Annotated in this window: 20 protein-coding genes and 1 pseudogene; 3 read left to right on the top strand and 18 right to left on the bottom strand. The window is 71.1% G+C overall.

From position 1 onward, the window contains the following. Positions 1–10 precede the first annotated feature (10 nt). The 10 genes from DRV85_RS14265 to DRV85_RS14305 form a co-directional block, all read right to left on the bottom strand. The gene (locus tag DRV85_RS14265; protein WP_113290153.1) at positions 11–538 is read right to left on the bottom strand and encodes a hypothetical protein; all 528 of its coding nucleotides are present in this window, start codon (positions 536–538) and stop codon (positions 11–13) included. A 43-nt stretch (positions 539–581) separates the two neighbouring features. Next, entirely contained in the window at positions 582–929 is a 348-nt protein-coding gene (locus tag DRV85_RS14270; RefSeq protein WP_113290154.1) for a hypothetical protein, read from the bottom strand. A gap of 42 nt (positions 930–971) precedes the next feature. Then, positions 972–1,889 (bottom strand): SH3 domain-containing protein, encoded by a 918-nt coding sequence (locus DRV85_RS14275; RefSeq protein WP_113290155.1) that lies wholly within the window; start codon positions 1,887–1,889, stop codon positions 972–974. Between the two features lie 44 nt (positions 1,890–1,933). Continuing rightward, entirely contained in the window at positions 1,934–2,254 is a 321-nt protein-coding gene (locus DRV85_RS14280) for a hypothetical protein (protein WP_113290156.1), read from the bottom strand. 24 nt (positions 2,255–2,278) lie between these two features. Next, positions 2,279–2,470: a hypothetical protein gene (locus DRV85_RS14285; protein WP_113290157.1), complete on the bottom strand. Its 192-nt coding sequence runs from the start codon at positions 2,468–2,470 to the stop codon at positions 2,279–2,281. Between the two features lie 67 nt (positions 2,471–2,537). After that, positions 2,538–2,816, bottom strand: a complete 279-nt coding sequence (locus tag DRV85_RS14290) for a GlsB/YeaQ/YmgE family stress response membrane protein (protein ID WP_113290158.1) — start codon at positions 2,814–2,816, stop codon at positions 2,538–2,540. Between the two features lie 263 nt (positions 2,817–3,079). Further along, entirely contained in the window at positions 3,080–4,102 is a 1,023-nt protein-coding gene (locus tag DRV85_RS14295; RefSeq protein ID WP_113290159.1) for an AraC family transcriptional regulator, read from the bottom strand. Positions 4,103–4,310: 208 nt separating this feature from the next. Next, positions 4,311–5,240, bottom strand: coding sequence for a helix-turn-helix transcriptional regulator (locus DRV85_RS14300; RefSeq protein ID WP_158540167.1), 930 nt, complete (start codon positions 5,238–5,240; stop codon positions 4,311–4,313). A gap of 248 nt (positions 5,241–5,488) precedes the next feature. Beyond that, positions 5,489–5,806: a hypothetical protein gene (locus DRV85_RS19550; protein ID WP_147238856.1), complete on the bottom strand. Its 318-nt coding sequence runs from the start codon at positions 5,804–5,806 to the stop codon at positions 5,489–5,491. Positions 5,807–5,921: 115 nt separating this feature from the next. Next, positions 5,922–8,438, bottom strand: coding sequence for a BTAD domain-containing putative transcriptional regulator (locus tag DRV85_RS14305; RefSeq protein WP_113290161.1), 2,517 nt, complete (start codon positions 8,436–8,438; stop codon positions 5,922–5,924). A gap of 227 nt (positions 8,439–8,665) precedes the next feature. Here DRV85_RS14305 and DRV85_RS14310 point away from each other — a divergent pair, with 227 nt between their 5' ends. Then, positions 8,666–9,160 (top strand): DUF6647 family protein, encoded by a 495-nt coding sequence (locus tag DRV85_RS14310; protein WP_147238857.1) that lies wholly within the window; start codon positions 8,666–8,668, stop codon positions 9,158–9,160. Between the two features lie 4 nt (positions 9,161–9,164). Here DRV85_RS14310 and DRV85_RS14315 read toward each other — a convergent pair whose 3' ends face one another. The 8 genes and pseudogenes from DRV85_RS14315 to DRV85_RS14350 form a co-directional block, all read right to left on the bottom strand. Continuing rightward, on the bottom strand, positions 9,165–10,262 hold the full coding sequence (locus tag DRV85_RS14315) for an extracellular solute-binding protein (RefSeq protein WP_113290163.1): 1,098 nt from the start codon (positions 10,260–10,262) through the stop codon (positions 9,165–9,167). 112 nt (positions 10,263–10,374) lie between these two features. After that, the gene (locus DRV85_RS19410; RefSeq protein WP_199525948.1) at positions 10,375–10,575 is read right to left on the bottom strand and encodes an ABC transporter substrate-binding protein; all 201 of its coding nucleotides are present in this window, start codon (positions 10,573–10,575) and stop codon (positions 10,375–10,377) included. 75 nt (positions 10,576–10,650) lie between these two features. Beyond that, positions 10,651–10,905, bottom strand: coding sequence for a hypothetical protein (locus tag DRV85_RS19415; RefSeq protein WP_199525950.1), 255 nt, complete (start codon positions 10,903–10,905; stop codon positions 10,651–10,653). Beyond that, the gene (locus DRV85_RS14325; protein ID WP_113290164.1) at positions 10,902–12,389 is read right to left on the bottom strand and encodes a flavin-containing monooxygenase; all 1,488 of its coding nucleotides are present in this window, start codon (positions 12,387–12,389) and stop codon (positions 10,902–10,904) included. The genes DRV85_RS19415 and DRV85_RS14325 overlap by 4 nt, the downstream gene beginning before the upstream one ends. Further along, a pseudogene (locus DRV85_RS19795) lies at positions 12,386–13,125 on the bottom strand (enolase C-terminal domain-like protein). The gene DRV85_RS14325 and the pseudogene DRV85_RS19795 overlap by 4 nt, the downstream one beginning before the upstream one ends. 270 nt (positions 13,126–13,395) lie before the next feature. Further along, positions 13,396–14,490, bottom strand: a complete 1,095-nt coding sequence (locus DRV85_RS14340) for a THUMP domain-containing class I SAM-dependent RNA methyltransferase (RefSeq protein WP_113290167.1) — start codon at positions 14,488–14,490, stop codon at positions 13,396–13,398. 157 nt (positions 14,491–14,647) lie between these two features. Next, positions 14,648–16,441 (bottom strand): gamma-glutamyltransferase, encoded by a 1,794-nt coding sequence (gene ggt / locus DRV85_RS14345; protein WP_113290241.1) that lies wholly within the window; start codon positions 16,439–16,441, stop codon positions 14,648–14,650. 179 nt (positions 16,442–16,620) lie between these two features. Next, positions 16,621–17,607: a 2-hydroxyacid dehydrogenase gene (locus tag DRV85_RS14350; RefSeq protein ID WP_113290168.1), complete on the bottom strand. Its 987-nt coding sequence runs from the start codon at positions 17,605–17,607 to the stop codon at positions 16,621–16,623. A gap of 120 nt (positions 17,608–17,727) precedes the next feature. On the opposite strand from DRV85_RS14350, the gene DRV85_RS14355 reads away from it, so the two are divergent. Further along, a complete protein-coding gene (locus tag DRV85_RS14355; RefSeq protein WP_113290169.1) occupies positions 17,728–18,225 on the top strand; it encodes an SH3 domain-containing protein in 498 nt (165 codons plus the stop codon). A gap of 187 nt (positions 18,226–18,412) precedes the next feature. Continuing rightward, positions 18,413–19,732, top strand: a complete 1,320-nt coding sequence (gene ugpB, locus DRV85_RS14360) for a sn-glycerol-3-phosphate ABC transporter substrate-binding protein UgpB (protein WP_113290170.1) — start codon at positions 18,413–18,415, stop codon at positions 19,730–19,732. Positions 19,733–19,768: the final 36 nt, after the last annotated feature.

Below are 19,768 nucleotides of genomic sequence, written 5' to 3' on the forward strand. Positions count from 1 at the left end.
TGCGCTCAGCTCAGTGGTACTCCTGCGGCACGAGCGCGGGGTTGATCCGGGCCAGCTCCTTCGCCACCAGGTCGGCGAAGCCCCAGATGAGGCCGGCGTACATCTGCTCGTCGGTGGGCGAGATCACGGTGTAGCCGTCGGGCGCGACCACGTCCTTGCCGAAGGCGCCGACCATCACCGGATAGCTGTACATCACTTCGCTGTCGCCGGGCGCCGAGATCGCCACGACGCCGGAGATGCCGTCGAACGCGTTGGTGATCGGCCAGAGCGGCACGGCGTCGGCCAGCAGCTCGCGCACCGCGACACGGAGGATCAGCCCCTCGCCCGCGTCGACCATGTGCACGCGCTGACCGATGGCGCGGGTCAGGTCCGCGGCGATCGTCTCCATGTAGGGTTCGGAGCCCTCGTCGAGCGGACGGCCGAAATCTGCCTCCACGTCGATGCGCGAGACCTCGTCCATGGCGAGCGCAGGGGTGGCCAGGAAACCTGCCGCGGCGAGGGCGAGCGCGGCACGCCGCGCAAGGATTAGAAGGGTCATCTGTCTGTCTCCATCAGTGGTGAACACCAGTCGCGGCCGTCGTTCACGCGAAGCCTTCGCTGCCCAGGAACATGACCGAGGGGTTGCGCCCGTCGCCGCCGACGAGGCAGCGCCAGGGCGCGCCGTTCTCGCCCACGCGCATGTAGACGGCGTGGTTGGCCTCCGAGGACTCGGAGCCCACGACGCGCACGCCGCCCGTGGTCTGCGAGGCCAGCAGGTTGCGGCAGGAATCGACCGCCGCCTGGCTCGCGCTGAAGCTGCCCTCGATGAAGGGCGGGCCGCCCGGTGCGGCAGGCATCTGGCTGGCCGTCGGGCTGCCTGTCGTCTCCATGCAGGCCGACAGCCCCGCCAACAGCCCGATACCGACCATGGTCTTCGCTATGTTCTTCATGTCGTCCCTTTCCGGTGTCTGGGTTTTGGAAGCGCAGGCCGTTCAGTCGATCCCGAAGATCACGTTGAAGGATTGCCGGCCGTTGGCGGTGTTGTAGACCTCGACGATGTGATCGCCGGACTGCCAGAGCTGGCCGCGGTACTCGCGGTCGGCGCTCGTCTCGTCCAGGAGGACGGACCCGTCGGGGTTGTAGATGACGTAGGTCATGCCGGGGCCGTTGGCGGCGAGCCGGAAATAGAGGAACTGGCCGCTCCGCGCGCCCAGCAGGTAGCGGTGGGAGGCCTGCGGATCGAGGCTGTCGGTGAACTCGGTCCCGCTCGAGCCTCGCGGGAACTGGACCCGCTCGACGGTGTGGCTGGCGGATCCGCCCTGCGTCACGGGGGTCGCGCGCGGCGAACGCACGGGGCCGCTGGCCTCCGTCAGGAACTCCGCCGCCGCCCAGCCCGAGGCGTCGCCGTCCGAGATGTGGCACCAGCTGCGGCCTTCCGCCTGGCGGCAGCCGAGGTTCTCGACGACGGTGCCCGACGGCAACTTGCCCACGATCGTCGCCCCGGTGGAGGGCGCGGAGCGCACGTTGAGACGGCCCGATACGCTGACCGCGAAGTGATCAGGGCCGTCGGCGCCAGCGGTCGTCTCCGCCTGCGCCGGCGCGCTGCCCTGCGAGACGATCGTGCAGAACCCGCCCGCACTGCCCGGCGGGTTGTAGCCGACGAGCAGGCCGCTGCCGTCTTCCTCGCTGCTGATGGGGAAGGTGATGCCGCCCGCGGTGGCCTCGAAATACTGCGGATTGTACATCCGCACCTCTGCCTGCGCGCCGTTGACACGGACGATGCCGGCCGCGTCCCACGTCACGGTGATCCCCGTCGGGCACTCGGCCGTGAAGGGCGGGATCTCGGCCTGCGTCGCGCCTGCCGCGAACAGAAAGCCAAGGGCCAGCGCCGCGCCTGATCTGAAGGTCATGTCGTCTCGCTCCGTCTTGGGTTAATGAAATCCGTCCGGGCGGCCTAATCGCCTGCCGTCTCGCGGATGCGCGCGAGCACGGCCGCGCAATCGTCCGGGTTCATGGCCATCGCGCCGTCCGCCGCGCCGTCCTCCGGGGCGAGGTCGCTGATCTCCGCGACGGCCGCCTCGAAGAGCCGGGACACCTCGTCGTCGGTCACGAAGCCCTCGGCGCGCGCGGCCTCGACCGTGCCGCAGAGCCCGGCCGACAGGCCCGTCTCGACGCCTATGCCGGCCCCGCCGCCGAGGCCAAGAACACCGCCGCCCAGCCCTCCGATGATCAGCCCGACGACGAGGAAGATGACCGATAACAGAACCTTGCTCATGCCGTGTCTCCTTTGCGCGAAGGTCTAGCTTCCGGCCGTGGCGCCGTAGGGCCAGACGAGGTTGAGGATGCCGATCGCCACGAAGATCGCGCCGAACTTGACCAGCGCGGACCGCCTGCGGCTCACGCCATGCGTCACGCCGGAGCGGTCCACCGCGTAGAGCACGGCGAGGACCACCACGCCCGTCGCGATCATGTGCGGGATGTCGAAGGTCATATCGCGGCGCCCTTCATGGCTCTTCGTACGCAGGCCAAGGCATGGGGATCGGCGGGTCTTGGCGCGCTCATGCCCGCCTCACCGCGCCGAGCGCCAGCAACACCACGACTGCGCCCGTAAGGGCGGCGCCAAGAGCGACGAGCGTGCTGGCGCTGCCGATCCCCAGCGCGTGCAGGACGAGCCGCGCCAGCACGGCGCCGCCGATGCCGGCCAATACGTTGGTCCAGAAGCCCGAGCCGTGGCCCTTGACGATCAGGCTGGCGACCCAGCCCATGACCGCGCCCACCAGAACGGCGATCACGATGCCGGCGAGGAGCCCTGTGCCCGTGCCGATGGCGTCTTCCATGCGACTTCCCCCATTTGCCGCCGGGCGCACCTTCCCCGCGTGTCCGGCGCTGCGATCCCGCCGACGCGGCGGGCGTCCATGCGCCCTTGCCCCGACTCTGCAATCCGAGGTTCGCCGTATGGCGGCGCGCGCGCTATCCGCTCCGCGAAGGTGCTGTCCGAAACGCGCAGGCGAAGGGAAAAAAGTCTGCCCCCGCATGACTACAGGCCGCGCCGCCGCCGCGGCGCGACGCGGGCGACAGCGCACGCCGCGGCGCAGGCCCGTCAGCGGTTCTTCAGTGTTTCGGAGGGGTATTCGCCGAACTGGCGCTTGTAGGCGGCGGAGAAGCGGCTGTGGTGATTAACGCCGCAGTCGCCGTAGGCCTCGGTCACCGTGTCGGGGCCCGCGCGATCCGCCAGCGACCGGCGCACCGCATGAAGGCGCATGAGATTCAGGGCCGCTTGCGGGCTGTGTCCGCGCTCGGCCGCGAATGCCGCCTGCAGCGTTCGCAGCGACACGCCGCAGCGCAACGCCAGATCCGTCGGTGACGCGATCTCGGCGAGGTCTGCCTGTATCGCGTCTTCCGCCTGCTGCACGAGTTGCGCGGCGCGACGCACCGGCTCGCCGCGTCCGCCGAGCACCGCGGTCTCGGCAGCCTGCGCCACGGCCTCGACCAAAAGATTGATCCAGCCTTCCGATACGGAAGGACGTGAAAGCAAGCGACTGCCGCCTTCGATCTCGGCGTAGAGCAGCCTGACCAGTCCCAGAAGCGTGGCGTGCGCTGCGGTGTCTCCCCGCAGGTGGACGGGGCCGATGCCTCGCCACGCCTGTGCAACTGTCTCCTTGGGAAGGGGGATGCAGAGGCCGCGGAAGGCCTGCTTGTTCGCGGCCTCGGCCCGTGATCGCCGCGAACCCGGCGGCATGATCAGCCCATCGCCTGCGCGCGCCCTGATGATGATGCGGCCGTGCCGGACTCTGGACCGCCCGCCCATCTGCAGCATGAGCGACGGCCACTCCTGTGCGGGAACAGCGACATCGTGTCCCGAGGACACGGTCTCGGTAACGGTCGTCGGACCCAGACGCGCCACGCGACAGGCTGCTCTTATCTGCTGCGCGGGGTGGAAGTCCACGCGCGCGCCGTCAGAAACGATCGGCTTAAGGCTGCCGGCCCCGACGATTTCAGCGACCTGGCCAAAGGCTGTCGCCACGGGTCGGATAACCGGACCGCCGAGGTCGCCCGGGCACGCGCGGCGTGGTGGTTCGCGGCCTTCGGACGCGCGCCCGGCGACTGCGCGCATGTCTTGCATTCGGATGGTCCCCTTTGTCCCGGGCGTCGCGCTTCCCTACGCGGTCGCTCCGGGGTCGTCTCGATTGTCCCGGACATCGCAGGCGGGTCCGGATGTATGGATAGACCATGCCAGCACCCCGACGGCGGCTCTATCCGCCAGACGAAACGACTATCCAGAATGAGAAATCCGCGTACAAATTCCCGTGAGCGAGCCGGGTTTCCGCGGCTCAGCCGCGGCGCGCCGCCAGTGTGCGGGACGGGCTCTCGCCGAAGGATGCCCTGTAGGCTTGCGCGAACCGGCTTGGGTGGCCGAGGCCCGCGCGGAAGCAGGCCTCCGTCACCGTCGCCGGACCCTCCGGCGCGAGCAGCAGACGCCGCGCTTCCTGCAGGCGCAAGGCCGTCAGGATCGACTTCGGAGTGGCGTCACGCACCTGTCGAAACGCCATGTCGAGCGTGCGGACCGTGACACCGCAGGCCCGGGCTACATCGGCGACGGTGGCCTCGTCCAGGTGGGCGCGCATATACTCCTCGGCCTGCCGGACCCGCATCTCGGCGCGCGACGCTTCTTCGCGGCGTGGACGCTCGTCCTCGGCGAGCAGCGCCGCGAAGCTGTCGTAAAGCGACTCGATCCAGGCATCGCGCGACTTCTCCCGGTCGAGCAAAGGGCTTTCGGCCTCCACCTCGTCGTAGAGCCAGCGGTAGAGCGAGATCGTGTGCTGCTCCAGCGTCGATCCGGTCGGCGTTGCCCCGCGCGGCCTGAAGGCCGGCGGGAGGCCCCGGTCAGCGCAGATGGGCAGGATGACAGGCGACCCGAGGTAGATGCCCGACCGGTCCGGTTCGACCCGCGTCATCCGCCGTCCGGCGGGCAGCAGCAGCGCGCCGCCCGGCCCGGCCTCCAGTCGCCGTTCGCCCGTGTCCACCTGCGCCCTGCCGCGCAGCGGCATCAGCAGGGTGACGCCACCGGGTTCGAACAGTTCGACGTCGTGGCCGGTGGTCGTGACGCGGCCCACCTTCACGGCTCCGAGAAACCCCTCCTCGATACGGAGCGACGCATCGGCACGGTCATGAAGGGTGATCCGGCTGCCGCCGGAAAAAAGGCTTCGATGCCGTCTTGGGCCCTTTCGGGTGATGGCGCGCTCGTGCGCGAACCGAACCATCAACGAAATCCACACTGACACTCTGGCACAATCCATAGGACGCATCCTGTAGCGTGAATGCAACGAAAAATCGTCGTAGAGGGGCGGACCCCGCACGGCAGATGATCAAGGATCGCGCGCCGGGAATCATCGGGTGCCCTCCGTCACCGCGATCCTGACTGGCATCGCATCTCCGGACTGCGCGGGCTTCTCCGGGAAGCCGGCGACTTCCAGCGCTGCGCCGTGGGCCTGCGCCAGAGCGCCGGCGCCTACGGCCAGATCGGCGCCCGGCGAGCACAGGCTTCTGCGCCATCCCCATGCCGGCCACGGTGCAGCGCAGAATCGAGGACCGGCGGGGCAGGGCGCCCGAGAGCGACCTCGGCCGCGTCTTCTCCAATTCGAACGGCAAGCCGCAGAACTGTGCCGGCATCTGCAACCGGGTCTTCCGGCCGATGGCGGTCGATCTCTGCATCCCCGACGACGACGGCGACCAGAGCTTCGGCATCGACGCCCTGCGCCAAGCCGCCGCCTCGCTCTTCATCGAGCAGGGCTGGACCCCCAAGCGGATCGAGCTCCTCCTCGGCCACGCCTCGATCAAGTTGAACATGGACATCTACGGCCACTTCTTCGACAACGCGGAAGAAGCCGTCGCGATCTTCGGGAAGCTGCAGACGACCCTCTGGGGATCGTCAGGGGGAATGCTCAGCGCGGGTCGAAGGCGAACACGCCGAGCTCCGTGGTCAGGGTATAGGATCCCGGCAGAGCTGTGCCGCCGTCGAGCTGAAAGACCAGCGCGCAAGACGTCAGGTCGGTGCTTTCCGCGCGCCAGCCATCGCAGAGCGCATCGCCCACCACGGCGGAGCGTCCCTCCCGCGCGAGGATCGTGGGCCCGAAACGCGAGGGCTGGAACAGGTCGCCCTCCGGGGTTCGCGTCTGGCGCCATGCGGCGAAAGGCTCGACGGCGCCGCGCCCGGCGATCTCGCGCCCGAAGACGAGCGCCTGCACCTCGTCGCCGTCGAGGCGCCGGGGGGCGTCCAGATGATAGTATCCGAGGTCGGCCCGCGCGATGCCCGCGGCGACGAGCCCCTGTGCCAGGCGATCGACCACCCGAGCCTCCCGGAAGGGAAAGGCCGCCACGGTCTCCGCCAGCCCCGGGCGCGTCCAGGTCATGGCGCGCGGGTCCGCGATCAGCGCGCCGGCGATCTGCCAAAGGCGGCGCGGACGGTCCTCGAGCGCGGCGACGTAGCGGAGGAGGGTCGCCCGCGCCTCCTCGTCCGCGCCTGCAAGTCCTTGCACCGCGGCCAGAAGCGCCAGGTCTCGTGCCGGCGGCACCTCGGCGGCGGCCACCGCCGCCGCGAGTGCCTCGCGCGCCGCAAGCAGGTCTCCGCCGGCGAAATGCGCGAGCCCGCGCGCGGCCAGCGCCGCGGAGGGTCGGCCCGGGTTGAGCGCCAGCGCAGTGCGCGCCGCCTCGAGCGCCGCCTCGGCCTCTCCGGCGAAAGCGAGCGCCTCGGCAAGAACGCGGTGCGTCTCGGCTTCACCTGGCGCGGCACGCACCGCCGCGCGCGCGAGATCCACGGCAGCTTCGACATCGAACCGTCGCAACGCGAGGCGCGCCTCCAGGGCCGCCACTGCGGGCAGATCGCCGGGCAAGGCCGCGAGCCGCAGCTTCATCGCCTCGTAGGCTTGCAGCCAATTGAGTTGCAGTGCCTCGGCGTAGGCCTGCGACACGAACGCCGCGGCGAAGTAGAGTTCCGCCTGTCCTGCGCGCGCTGCGGCGAAGTGCGGGTCGGCGCGCAGGGCGGCCTCGAACCTTGCGAGCGCCCGCGCCGCGCCCGCCGCGCCGCCGCTCTTCTGGGCGGCCAGCCCGAGGAGCCAGGCGTCGTAGGCCGCCGCCACCAGCGTCGGAGGATCATGGGCGTGCTTCGGCGCGTCGAACTGTGCGCCCAGGTTTCGGGCAACCTCTTCGATCAAGCGGTCGCGGAAACCGGTCAGCGCCCGCGGCGAGACGCGCTGACGCAGCGCCATCACCTCGGTGTCGTCGCGGAGTTCCAGAAGCCGCATGTCGAGCACGACAGCCTCCGCTGCCGTCTCCACGCGCGTCAGCAGCAGATGCGAGGCTCCGGCCGCGCGGGCCGACGGCACGTCCCATCGCGGTCTGCTGCGCGCCGTTTCGCTCGACAGTATCCGCACCCCGGGAACCCGCGTGAGCGCCGCTGACAGATCCTCGACGAAACCGCCCGCGCGCAAGAGATCCGACGCCTCGCCCGCTTCGGCGACGGGCGGAGCGAGCAGCAGAATCGGCTCCTCGGCCGCTGGTCCGATGCCCGGGCCGCGCCATAGAAAGACCGCAGCCGGGATCAGCACGAGAGCCAGGGCGACGGCGCCTCTGCGAACGAGCCGGGGCCCTGGGAAGCGGTTTTCCTTGTCCCGCTGGGCCGCTGCGACACCGCGAGGCGACACGCGCTCGGCCTTCACTGACCTTTGTGTGGCCTCCGGCCACCCCTCCGGCCGGCGCGATCGGATGCCTTGCGCCAAGGCCCGGGTTTCCGGCGCGGGCTCGGCGGCGAGCTCGTCGCGCAGACGGATTCGCAGGGCTTCGTAGAGTTCCAGCGCGCGCGCCGGTCGGCCCGCGCGCAGGTGGTGCTGCATCAGCGCGCGCAGCGCGATTTCATCGTAGGGGTCGATCCCGAGGAGCCGGGCTGCCAACGCGCCCGCGGCGTCGGGATCGCGCCCAAGCAGCGCGTGCCCCGCCCGCACCGCGAGATCGGCGAGGCGCATCCGCTCGCTCCTCGCCCAGTCCTCGAACGCGTCCGACGGCACGACGAGGCCGTCGAGGAAGGGTCCGCCGTGGAGATCGAACGCCGCCGTCAGCGAAGCGGCGTCGCTTCGCACCGCCAGTCGCTCGAGATCCAATGCGTCCACCCAGACCGCGGCAGGGTCCAGGCGCACCCTTTCCGACTCGGAGGCCAGGGCGGCGCAGCCGCCCGCATCGAGCGCGCGCCGCAGGGTGTAGAGCGCCTGATTGAGCGAGTTCGCCGCCTGCCGCTGGGCGCTTCGCGGCCAGAGCAGGGCGGCCAGCGCCTCGCGCTCGATGGGAGCGCCGTCCGCCATGGCCAGCCGGACGGCGAGGGCGCGCACCTTGCGGGGGCCGAGGTCGGCAGCCTCGCCCCCGATCCGCGCCTCGAAGCCCCCGAGGCATCGCAGGTCGAGCCGGCTCATGCCCCAATGGTTCACGTTCCGCACCGCTGGCGCAAGGAGTTTCGGATCGGTGCGCCCCGACAAAAGTTCGTATTATCAATTCATTGTAAGATTTGAGAGGTGCTTGAGACACGGCTGAGCGCGGCTTGAGCGCGCCAGGGGAGCCTTTCGGAGGAGATCCACCGAATCCCCCGCCGGAGGCTGCCATGACCCTGTTCCGCGTTCTGTTTTGCGCCACGTTCGTCGCCGTGTGTCCGCCCGCGGGTGCCGACGGCCCGACGACGCCGGTCGAGGGGGCGCGCTCGCCACATGAGCCGCGGGCGATCGCTGCCCTCCTGCCGACGCTCGATGCCTGGATCACGGCTTACAGCGACTATCCCGAGGCGCAAAGGCCGCTTGCCGCCATCCGCCTCGTCGAGCCGGGCTACGCGCTCGACCACCACGGGCAGACCACCCTGCTGGGCGGGACGATCCGGGGCGTATACGACGCGGAGACGGCGACGATCTACCTGCTGCGCCCCTGGTTCGCCGACAGGCCCGAGGACCAGAGCGTGCTGCTGCACGAGCTCATCCACCACCGCCAGGTGGAGGCGAAGCACTGGTATTGCGGGCAGGCGATGGAATGGGATGCCTACAAGCTGCAGGAAGCGTTCCTGGAAGCCCACGGGATCGATCCGGGCTTTCACTGGGCGTCCATTCTCCTGGAGTCGAGCTGTGCCGTGCGCGACCATCACCCGGACTGAGGCGTCACGACCCCATCTCGCGCCGCCAGGCCGCGAAGCGGGCGCGCATCTCCTCGCCGTTCTCCGCCCACCAGTCGGCGTCGAGCACGATGCTCCGCCCGAGCCGCGCCCGGGTCGAGGGCAGGTGCGGCAGCACCTCGCGCCCGTTGTGAAACCACGGTTCGTTCCGCGCGATCAGGTCGAGGGCCGAACGCCGCATCGGGCCGTAGGTGATCCAGCGCGCCTGCGCGGCCTGCTGGCGGGTTTCGGCGACATGCGCGACGAAGGCGAGCGCCGCCTCGCGGTTCGGCGCGCCCTGCGGGACGACGAACCATTCCTCTTCCAGCACCTGTCCGTCCCAGATCGTGCGAAAGCCTTCTGCGCCGTTCAACCGCGCCGCGCCGATCCGGCCATTGTAGACCGTGGTCATCGCGACCGCGCCCTCGCGCATCAGGTCCAGCGGCTCCTCGCCGGCCGACCAGAAGGCGAGGTCGGGGCCCAGCTCGGAGAGCTGCGCAAAGGCACGCTCGACGCCCGCGTCGGTGGACAGCACGTCATAGACCTCGCCGGGCGCGACGCCGTCGGCCACCAGCGCCATCTCGAGATTGGCCTGGGGGAAGGCCCCTATGGCACGTCGCCCGGGAAAGGCGTCGCGGTCGAAGAAGTCGGCGATCGTCTCCGGGCGTGCCTGCGGAAAGGCCGCGACGCGCCAGGCCGTCACCCAGGACCAGACGATGTTGGGCGCGACGCAATCGTTCGGGCGCGCGACGACGAGATCATCGAGCGCGCCGCTCTCGGCGAAGATCGACGCGGGCAGGCGTTCGAACAGGCCTGCGCGGCATCCCGCGCGCGCATCGGCGGCCAGCACGTCGAGCACGTCCCATTGCACAGTCTCCGCCTCGACCTGCGCCCGCACGGCGTCGAGCCCGCCGCCATACTCCTCCCAGCGTATCTTCAGGCCGGTCTCTGCCTCGAAAGACTGACCGTAGGCGTTGCGCTGGCTTTCGGCATAACTGCCGCCCCAGCTCGTGACGGTGAGATCCTGCGCGATGACCGGGGGCGCAGTCAGGGCGCCCACCGCCACGAAGAACATCGTCCGCACTGTCCGAGATCCGCTTCGCATCCGCTTACTCCGGCCTTGACGGCCAGACTACACGGGAACGACTGGCACACAAAACACGGCGTATCGCGGCCGCCGCGCGTGTCGAGGGGCGCAGTGCCGAATGGCCACGCCATCACCGACGGAGACGGCGATCCCGCGTTTGGCTTCCACGCGCCGCACCACGGGCTCGGATCACCTCGTCGGCATCGAGCGTGTCGCCGTTCGACCACTGCACGCCGGGACGGATGTTGTGCAGATGGGTGCTCGCCTCGTCGCTCACGTCCCAGCTTTCCAGCAGCCAGGGCTCGAAGGTGAAATCGCGGTTCCAGCGCACGAGGTGCTCGTTGCGCTGGCACCGCAATGGTGGGGATGTGCACCCAGTCGATCTGCCGTGGCTCCTCGAAGGCCTTCACCGCCATCGAGAGGCGCAGCAGGCCGCCGGGTTGGGGCGTGCTCTCTGGGCCGCGGCCGGCGCGGGCAGCCCGCGCAGCGCGAGCGCGCGCGCCGCGCTCACGCCGAGGCCCGCCATGGTCGCTGGGTATTCGCGCCGCGTGACGCGGCCGGCGCGGAACCTATCTGCGGTCGGCGCGGCCATCGGGTGCAAGCCCCGCCCGGTCAGCATGTAACGGGTCTTTGCATTCTCCTCCCTGCGATTGCGTTTCATGCGGCGTCCGAGCCGTCGCGCCGCGGCAGCGCGGCCGGACCGGCGCGGACGTCTGCGGGGGCGAAGAGGTCGAAATCGTGGCGCAGGCGCCTCTCGGCACCGGGGTCGGCGTCCGGCCCGGTGAGGCGACACGTCTCGCCAGTCACCGGGCTCCGGTCAAGGACGGCCCGCCGGGCGAGCGTCCCGGGCGGGGCAACGCCGGCCAGACGCGCGAAGCGGAGCGCCATGACATGCGCCTGGTGCCCGCCGCCCGGCGCGCCGGTTGCCGAGAGCGGCTTGACCGCGGCGCGGAGCGCCGCGTCGGAAGGCATCGGCGCGGCGCCGCCCCAGGCGTAGGCCACGAAGCGCGCCTGTTGCTCCAGCGCGACCATGTAGGGCCCGAACTGCGGCCAGAAGCCGAGAAAGGCGAGGCCGGGCAGGTCCGGATGCAGCGTGAACTCGGCGAGTTCCATGTCGGCGGGCGAGAGCCGGACAGTCCGCGCGATCTCGTCCGACAGGAACGGCAGCGACAGACGGAAGCCCGTGGCCATCAGGATGCCGTCGGCCTCGATCGCCGTGCCGTCGGCGAAGGTGACGCGCCGCCCCTCGACCCGCGCGATCCAGGAATGCACGGTGATGCGATCCTCGGCCACGAGATCGAGGTAGTAGGGGCAGCCCGTCACGCCCGCCTTCTCCACGTCCGGGTCGGCGGGCGGGCAGCCGTAGGCCGCCGGGTTCCCGCCGATCTCCTTGATGAAGCGGTCGCGCTCGGCGGCCAGCCGGTCGGGCGGCGCCGTCTCCGCCGCGCGGGCCGCGCCGAGCGTGAGGCCCAGATACTCGATCGGCACGCCGGCCACGACCTTGGGGATCACATAGCGCTGCCGGCGCTGGGCGACGTGGACGCGCGCCGCGCCCGCCATCGCGAGGTCCGAGGCGATCTCGACCGCCGAGGTCGCGCCGCCGGCGATCACCACGCGCTTGCCGCGCCAGGCCTCCGGGCCGTCGTAGTCGAAGCTGTGGCGCACCCCGAGCGCGCCGGAGAAATCTCCGAGCCCCGGCACCTCCGGCGCCCAGGGCCGGTTGAAGCGCCCCGTGGCGACGACCGCGCGCGGGAAGCTCTCGGCGTGCTCGCCCGCCCCGTCGTTCCAGGTCACCCGCCAGCCCGCGCCATCGCGGCAAAGGCCGGTCACCTCGGCGCCGAAGCGCGCGTCGTCCAGCAGCCCGAAGCGCTCGGCCAAGGCGCGCAGCATCGCCAGCACCTCGCCGTTGCGCGGAAAGAGGGCCGTGCCCTCGGGATAGGTGCCGTCCGACAGCTTCGTGACCATGCGCGCCGTGTTGGTCCGCATCTCCGGCCAGATGCCGCTGCGGGGGTTCTGCCGGTTCCACTGACCGCCCGGCGCGTCATGCGCCTCGAACAGCACGGGCGCGAAGCCCTGACCCTTCAGATACCGCGCCGCCGCGATGCCCGCGGGACCGGCGCCGATGACTGCAACCGTTTCGCTCATGCCTCTTCTCCCACCGCCGCGCCGCGCCCGGAGGCGGCGCGCCTGGGCCGGGCCTCGGCCCCGAAGCTCATGAGCGGCGGGCCGAGCGCGGCCTCGTCGATGCGCAGGCCGAGTCCGGGGCGATCGTCCACGACGATCCGCCCGCCCTCCACGCGCGCGCTGCCCTCGCCGAGCGAGGCGTCGAAGTAGTCGCCGTAGTGGCTCGCGTTCAGAAGATGCCGCGGCGCGGTCGAAATGGCCAGATGCGCGACGGCCGAACTCGTGATCTCGCTGCCGAGGACGCATTCGATGTGCATCACCATGCCAAGCCGCTCGCAGAGTCCGGCACCAGCCGCGCGCCCGTGAGCCCGCCGAAATTCGGCAGCTTGATGCCGACGATGTCGGCGGTCTGATCCTCCTGCGCCTTGAGCAGCGAACGCAGGTCGTCGATCGACTCGTCGAGCTTCATCGGCAGGTTGGTGTGCAGCCGCACCGAGGGGTTGGTCTCGTAGCGCGCACAGGGCTCCTCGAGGATGAAGTCGCGCTCGCCGCTGCCGCGCAGGATCGGCATCGCCTCGTGGAAGGTCCATGCGCCGTGCGCGTCCACGCAGAGCAGCCGAGGAGAGTGCGGGGCGTTGCATCCGCTGTCGGGCGCGCCCGAGTGTTCCGTGGATGTCTTCGTCGCCACGGCGCAGAGCGAGTCCGGCGCGAGGCTCGAGCCGCTCCTCGATGCGATCAGGGGCGCGGCCGCGGCCATCGAGGCAGGCGCGGCGGAACGGCCCCCAGGCGTCGCTTCGCAGCGATGGAGCCTGCTCGATCACCGCGACGGAAATGCGCGGGCGGCCCCAGCCCACGTGACGCCATGAGGTACGAAGATGTCGCGGGGAACGACGCATGATCCGAGGTTTCATGCGGCGCAGGTCCGCGCCGCCCAAGTGGTTAGAAAAAGCCCGCGTCGGGTTGGATCCACAGTCCCGTAAGGGCGGACGGGTGCGCCGGAGGCGGCGCCGGGAGGTGCCAGGCCTCTCTAGATGGCGCCCCGATGGAGCCGCACCTTGAGGCCGCCGTGCGGCACCGGCGGGCCAGCGTCCAGCGAAAGTCCCGTCGCCTGCGCCAGGGCGGGAACGGAGGTCACTATGCCCACGCGCCAGCCGGCGAAACGGTCGCGCAGTACTGCGCCGAAGGCGCCGTAGAGCGCGTAGAGGGCCTTCCTGTCTCCCACGCGTCCGCCATAGGGCGGATTGGCGATCACGAGGCCAGGCGACCCCTCGGGCGGCGTCAGGTCGCTGACGGCGGCCCGGGCGAAGGCGCAGCTGTCCGCCACGCCGGCGCGCTCGGCGTTCTCGGCTGCCGTTCGCACCGCGCCCGCGTCCCTGTCGAAGCCCTTGAAGCGCAGCCTCGTCGTTCCGCGGCCGTGCGCCGCCTTCATCGCGTCCCAGGCGCGCGCGTCGAAGCTGGCGAGCTGCTCGAAGGCGAAGGACCGCGACCGACCGGGCGCGAGGCCCAGGGCCATCTCCGCCGCCTCGATCACGAAGGTGCCCGAGCCGCACATCGGGTCCACCACGGGCTCGGTGCCCCTGTAGCCGCAGGCGCGCAGAAAGAGCGCGGCCAGGGTCTCGCGCAGGGGGGCCTTGCCCACGGCCTGCTTGTGCCCGCGCTGGTGCAGCGGCGCGCCGGAGGTGTCCACGCTGAGGGTGCAGTAGTTGGCCTCGATCCGCGCCGTGAGCCGTACGCCGCCGTCTCCGACGGGTATGCCTGCCGCCTCGAGCGCGCCGGCGACGCGGGCCGCCGCGGCGCGGTCGTGGTAGATCTTCGAGCGGCGGCAGACCGCCTCCACCTTCACGGGTACGTCCGGCCGGAATAGCGCGCGCCAGTCCAGCTTGCGTGCCCGCTTGTCGAGCTGCGCGAGGTGGAAGACGGGAAAGCCCCCGATCCGCGCCAGCACCCGGCTCGCGCCGCGCAGCTCCAGATTCGCGCGCCAGACCTCGGCCCAGCCGCCGCGGAGGGCCACGCCGCCCGGCTGCACCTGGGGCAGGGGAAAGCCCGCCTCGCGCGCCTCGTCCGCCAGCAGCGGCTCGAGGCCGGGCAGGGTGGCGAGGAAGATCTCGAAGTCGCCTTGCATCGCCTGTCTCTAGTCGGAACCGGGCGCCGGCGCGAGAGCGACGGCGGCCCCTGCTTTGCGTTCCGACGCTGCGACCGGGGACGCTCATCGCGCCCTTTCGGGCGCTCTTCGCGAGGAGGTCCGTCAGGACCGACGAGCGCCCGCCTCTCTTCGCGCCTCACTCTCCAAGCGCGATGCCCTCGCGCCGCGGATCGGCGCCGCCGCGCAGGCCCTCCGCCCCGGCCGAGATCGCGTGCAGGCCGGAGTTCAGGTCGCGCAGGTTGACCTCGTAGCCCAGCGCCTCGAGCTCTCCGGCCAGGTCGTCCAGCCCCGCGCCTGCCTCCACGTCATAGGGGCCGAAGCGGTTCACCAGGTGGGGCAGGGCCACCGCCTGCTGCACGTCCATGCCCCAGTCGAGATGCGCGATCACGGTCTTCGCCACATAGCCGATGATCCGGCTGCCGCCGGGGCTGCCCACCACCAGCACCGGCGCGCCGTCGCGCAGCACGATGGTGGGCGCCATCGAGGACCGCGGCCGCTTGCCCGGCGCCACCGCATTGGCGATGGGCCGCCCCTCGGCATGGGTGCGGAAGGAGAAGTCGGTGAGCTCGTTGTTGAGCAGGAAGCCGCGCACCATCAGCCGCGCGCCGAAGGCGTTCTCGATGGTCGTGGTCATCGACAGCGCGTTGCCGTAGCGGTCGAGGATCGAGATGTGCGAGGTCGAGGGCCGCTCGGGCGACCAGCCCTCGCCCCAGTCGAGCGCGTGGTCGTAGTCCGGGTCGCCCGGCGCCACGCGGTCGTCGGGCAGGGCCGGCGGCGTGGCGAAGAGCTGCGCCCGCGCGCGCAGATAGTCGGGGTCCAGGAGTCCCTCGGCGGGGACGGGGACGAAATCGCTGTCGGCCATGTAGCGGCCGCGGTCCGCGAAGGCGAGGCGCGAGGCGTCGCCGATCAGCCGCCAGGCCTCGGCGCGCTCCGGCCCCATCGCGGCCAGGTCGAAGCTTTCCAGCATCCCCAGGATCTGGCCCACCGTCAGCCCGCCGGACGAGGGCGGCCCCATCCCGCAGACCTCGTGCCCGCGATAGGGGGCGCAGACGGCCGGGCGCTCGCGTACCTCGTAGAGCGCCAGATCCATCTCGGTCAGAAGGCCGGGATTGCCCGGTGCGGTCTGCACCGTCTCGACGATGTCGGCCGCGATGGGGCCGGTATAGATCGCCTCCGCGCCCCCGGCCTGCATCCGCCGCAGCGTGTCGGCGTAAGGTTGATTGCGCAGCACGTCACCTTCGGCGAGCGGCGTGCCGCCGGGCAGGAAATAGTCGCGCGTGGACTGAAAGCGCCCCAGCCGCTCGGCGTCGGCCGCAACCAGCGCCGCCATACGCGCCGAGACGGCGAAGCCGTCCTCGGCCAGCCGGATCGCGGGGTCGAGGAGCGGCGCCCAGGCCAGCCGCCCCCAGCGCCGGTGCGCGGCCTCCATCAGCGCGGGCGTGCCCGGCGTGCCGACCGACCGGCCGCCGACGACGGCCTCGAAAAAGCCCAGCGGATCGCCCGCCTCGTCGAGGAACAGGGTTGGCGCGGCGTTGAGCGGCGCGGTCTCGCGCCCGTCGAGCGTGGTGACCTCGCCGGTCGCGCCGTCGTGCCAGACGAGGAAGGCGCCGCCGCCAAGGCCCGAACTCTGTGGCTCGACGAGGCCCAGCACCGCCTGCACCGCCACCATCGCGTCCGCCGCGGTGCCGCCCATGCGCAGCACTTCGGCGCCCGCCGAGACGGCGAGCGGATTGGCCGCCGCCACCATCCAGTCGCTCGCCGCGACCGGGCGCCCCGCCTCCTTCGCCGCGAGCGCCGCGGAGATCTCTGGCGAGACGGCGGCGAAGCCCGTCTCCGTGGCGGCCTCCGGGGCGACGGCATCGGCCGCGTCCTGCGCGGGCGCGGCGGTGGCCCAGAGTGCGAGCAGCAGCGCCGAAAGCGTTCGTGTCATGACATCCTCCGCGATTTTCAACAGCAATCCTGGCAACCCCTCTCTCCGCTGTCGCCTGCTGCCCCGCCAGTCGGGGCGCGAGCGTCCGGGGCTCTCCCGCCCGGTGCGCCTCTGTGGCGGGTGCGTGCAGAGCACGCACCCTACGGCCCGGACGACAGGTGACGGGTCGGGTCGCCGGGTCAGAGCATCGCCGGCACCACCTGATCGGGCGGGCGGTGGCCGTCTGCGAAGGTCTTGACGTTGAGGATCACCTTCTCGCCCATCTCGATGCGTCCCTCGCGGGTGGCCGAGCCCATATGCGGCAGAAGGACCACGTTCTTCAGTTCGCGCAGGCGCGGGTTCACGCCGGTGCCGTGCTCGTAGACGTCGAGGCCCGCGCCCGCGATCTCGCCCGCGCGCAGCATCCGGGTGAGCGCGTTCTCGTCGATCACCTCGCCGCGCGAGGTGTTCACGATCACGGCCTCGGGCTTCATCAGCTTGAGCCGCCGCGCGTTCATCAAATGGAAGGTCGAGGGCGTGTGCGGGCAGTTGATCGACAGGATATCGACCCGCGCGACCATCTGGTCGAGGCTCTCCCAGTAGCGCGCGCCGAGCTCCTCCTCGATCTCGCGGCGCAGCTGGCGGCGGTTGTGGTAATGCACCTGGCAGCCGAAGGCGCGGGCGCGGCGCGCCACCGCCTGACCGATCCGGCCCATCCCGAGGATGCCCAGCCGTCGCCCCGCGAGCCGCCCGCCGAGAAAGGCGGTGGGCGCCCAGCCCTGCCATTCGCCCGACTGCATCGCCGCCAGCCCTTCGGGGATGCGGCGTGTGACGGCGAGGATCAGCGCCATCGCCATGTCGGCGGTGTCATCGGTCATCACGCCCGGCGTGTTCGACACGAGAATGCCGCGCTGGCGCGCCGTCTCGACGTCGATGTGATCGACGCCCGCGCCGTAGTTGGCGATCAGCCGCAGCCGCGGGCCGGCCTGGGCGATGAGCCCTGCGTCGATCCGGTCGGTGATCGTGGGCACCAGCACGTCGGCATCGCGCATCGCCTGCGCCAGTGCCTCGCGCGACATGGGCGTGTCGTCCTCGCGCAGCCGCACGTCGAAGAGTTCGCCCATCCGCGCCTCCACCGGCTCGGGCAGGCGTCGCGTCACGACCACAGTCGGGCGCTCCGATGCCATCTGATCCCTCCTCCTGCTTCCCTCTCCGGGGCGGTGGTGGCACAGTGCCCGGCAAGAGGCCGGGGCACAAGAACCCCGCCGCGCGAAAGGCGACCCGAGGCTGTCGAGACAGTGAACCCCATGCGCCGCATCCTTTGCCGGGCCGGTCTGGCGCTCGGTCTTCTGATCGCCCTTCCCGCCGCCGCGGAGGAGCGGGGGCCTGTTACCAACCTGCCGCTGCCGCGCTACGTCTCGCTCAAGGCGTCCGAGGCCAACGTGCGGCGCGGCCCCTCGCTCACCCATCGCATAGACTGGGTTTTCGTGCGCCGCGACATGCCGCTGCGCATCACCGCAGAGCATGGCCATTGGCGACGGGTGCAGGACCGCGAGGGCGCGGGCGGCTGGGTGCATTATTCGCTGCTCTCCGGCGTGCGCACGGTGCTTGTGGAGGAAGATCGCCTGCCGTTGCGCGCCCGCCCGGACGCCCGCGCGCCGGCCACCGCGCTGCTCGAGGCGGGGGTGATCGCGCGGCTGGGGGATTGTCGGGCGGACTGGTGCCGCCTGACGGCGGGTGGCTACCGCGGCTGGGCCCGCAAGGCCGGGCTCTGGGGCGTCGCCGCGGATGAGATCCGCGACTGACCCTGGTCCGGCCTGCGCGATTGACGCGCGGTCGTGTTCGCCGGCTTTCGCTTGCCTGTCACACAACGTTCACCCAACTGTCATGGAACGCCACTACCCCCGCCGCCGGGAGCGCGGATGCCGCGCGCCGTCCCGGAACCGGACACGCCCGCACGGCGACGCGCCGCGGGCACAGGGGAGACCAGACATGCAGACCAAGACGATTCTCGCGGCGGCCCTTCTGGGCAGCACCGCCATCACCCCCGCGCTCGCGCAGGAGCGGGCCGAGGTGAACTTCTGGCACGCGATGGGCGGCCAGCTGGGCGAGCGCACGGATGCCTTCGCCACCGAGTTCAACGCGACGCAGGACGCCTGCCAGGTCAACTCGATCTACAAGGGCAACTACACCGAGACGATGACGCAGGCGATCGCCGCCTTCCGCGCGGGCGAGCAGCCGCATATCGTGCAGGTCTTCGAGGTGGGCACCGCCACCATGATGTCGGCCGCCGACCGCGGCGCCGTCTACCCGGTCCACCAGCTGATGGAGGATCAGGGCATCGAATTCGACGAGGCCGACTACCTGCCTGGCGTGATCTCCTACTACTCGGACACCGAGGGCAACCTGCTCTCGCTGCCCTTCAACTCCTCGACCCCGGTGATGTGGGTCAACCTCGACCTCTTCGAGGAGAACGGCCTCGAGGTGCCGACCACCTGGGACGGCGTGGTCGAGGCGTCGCGCGCGCTGAAAGAGGCCGGCGTGCCCGCGCCCTTCGGCATGGGCTGGCAGAGCTGGACGATGATCGAGAACTTCTCGGCCTGGCACGACCTGCCGATCGGCACCATGCAGAACGGCTTCGCCGGCCTCGGCACCGAGCTCACGATCAACAACGAGCATGTCGTCGGGCATATCGAGCGGCTCGCCGAGATGGCCGAAGAGGGCCTCTTCTCCTACGGCGGCCGCCGCGGCGACTCGCGCCCGCAGTTCGTCAACGGCGAGGCGGCGATGTGGATCAACTCGTCGGCCTACTACGGCGGCTTCGTGGCCGACATCCAGGACTTCGAGTTCACGCAGGTGCAGATGCCGCTCGACACCTCCGTCGCTGACGAGCCGCAGAACTCGATCATCGGCGGCGCGACGCTCTGGGTTCTGCGGGGCCACGAGGACGACGCCGAATACGCCTGCACCGCGCAGTTCCTCGACTTCCTGTCGGGCACCGAGCAGCAGGCCGACTGGGCGCAGGCCACCGGCTACGTGCCGATCACCCTGGCCGCGGCCGAGCTGATGGAAGAGCGCGGCTTCTTCGAGGAGAACCCGGGCACCGACGTGGCGATCACCCAGCTCACGCTGAACGAACCCACCGAGAACAGCCGCGGGCTGCGCTTCGGCAGCTTCGTGCAGATCCGCGACGTGATCAACGAGGAGCTGGAAGCGGTCTGGTCGGGCGACAAGACCGCGCAGGAGGCACTCGACGCCGCCGTCGAGCGCGGCAACGACCTGCTGCGCCGCTTCGAGCAGTCGAACAGCTGAGCCGCTGACCTGTCACGGCCCGGCCCCCGCCGCGGG

Source organism: Rhodosalinus halophilus (genome assembly GCF_003298775.1).
GTDB lineage: Bacteria > Pseudomonadota > Alphaproteobacteria > Rhodobacterales > Rhodobacteraceae > Rhodosalinus > Rhodosalinus halophilus.

Excerpts from the sequence above, each read along its gene's own strand:
- DRV85_RS14355 (WP_113290169.1), top strand. The coding sequence starts at position 17,728 with ATGCGCCGCATCCTTTGCCGGGCCGGTCTGGCGCTCGGTCTTCTGATC.
- DRV85_RS19415 (WP_199525950.1), bottom strand. The coding sequence starts at position 10,905 with ATGAAACGCAATCGCAGGGAGGAGAATGCAAAGACCCGTTACATGCTG.
- DRV85_RS14305 (WP_113290161.1), bottom strand. The coding sequence starts at position 8,438 with ATGAGCCGGCTCGACCTGCGATGCCTCGGGGGCTTCGAGGCGCGGATC.
- DRV85_RS14340 (WP_113290167.1), bottom strand. The coding sequence starts at position 14,490 with ATGCAAGGCGACTTCGAGATCTTCCTCGCCACCCTGCCCGGCCTCGAG.
- DRV85_RS14270 (WP_113290154.1), bottom strand. The coding sequence starts at position 929 with ATGAAGAACATAGCGAAGACCATGGTCGGTATCGGGCTGTTGGCGGGG.
- DRV85_RS14350 (WP_113290168.1), bottom strand. The coding sequence starts at position 17,607 with ATGGCATCGGAGCGCCCGACTGTGGTCGTGACGCGACGCCTGCCCGAG.
- DRV85_RS14280 (WP_113290156.1), bottom strand. The coding sequence starts at position 2,254 with ATGAGCAAGGTTCTGTTATCGGTCATCTTCCTCGTCGTCGGGCTGATC.
- DRV85_RS14265 (WP_113290153.1), bottom strand. The coding sequence starts at position 538 with ATGACCCTTCTAATCCTTGCGCGGCGTGCCGCGCTCGCCCTCGCCGCG.
- DRV85_RS14300 (WP_158540167.1), bottom strand. The coding sequence starts at position 5,240 with ATGGTTCGGTTCGCGCACGAGCGCGCCATCACCCGAAAGGGCCCAAGA.
- ggt (WP_113290241.1), bottom strand. The coding sequence starts at position 16,441 with ATGACACGAACGCTTTCGGCGCTGCTGCTCGCACTCTGGGCCACCGCC.
- DRV85_RS14295 (WP_113290159.1), bottom strand. The coding sequence starts at position 4,102 with ATGCAAGACATGCGCGCAGTCGCCGGGCGCGCGTCCGAAGGCCGCGAA.
- DRV85_RS14315 (WP_113290163.1), bottom strand. The coding sequence starts at position 10,262 with ATGCGAAGCGGATCTCGGACAGTGCGGACGATGTTCTTCGTGGCGGTG.
- DRV85_RS14325 (WP_113290164.1), bottom strand. The coding sequence starts at position 12,389 with ATGAGCGAAACGGTTGCAGTCATCGGCGCCGGTCCCGCGGGCATCGCG.
- DRV85_RS14275 (WP_113290155.1), bottom strand. The coding sequence starts at position 1,889 with ATGACCTTCAGATCAGGCGCGGCGCTGGCCCTTGGCTTTCTGTTCGCG.
- DRV85_RS14290 (WP_113290158.1), bottom strand. The coding sequence starts at position 2,816 with ATGGAAGACGCCATCGGCACGGGCACAGGGCTCCTCGCCGGCATCGTG.
- ugpB (WP_113290170.1), top strand. The coding sequence starts at position 18,413 with ATGCAGACCAAGACGATTCTCGCGGCGGCCCTTCTGGGCAGCACCGCC.
- DRV85_RS14285 (WP_113290157.1), bottom strand. The coding sequence starts at position 2,470 with ATGACCTTCGACATCCCGCACATGATCGCGACGGGCGTGGTGGTCCTC.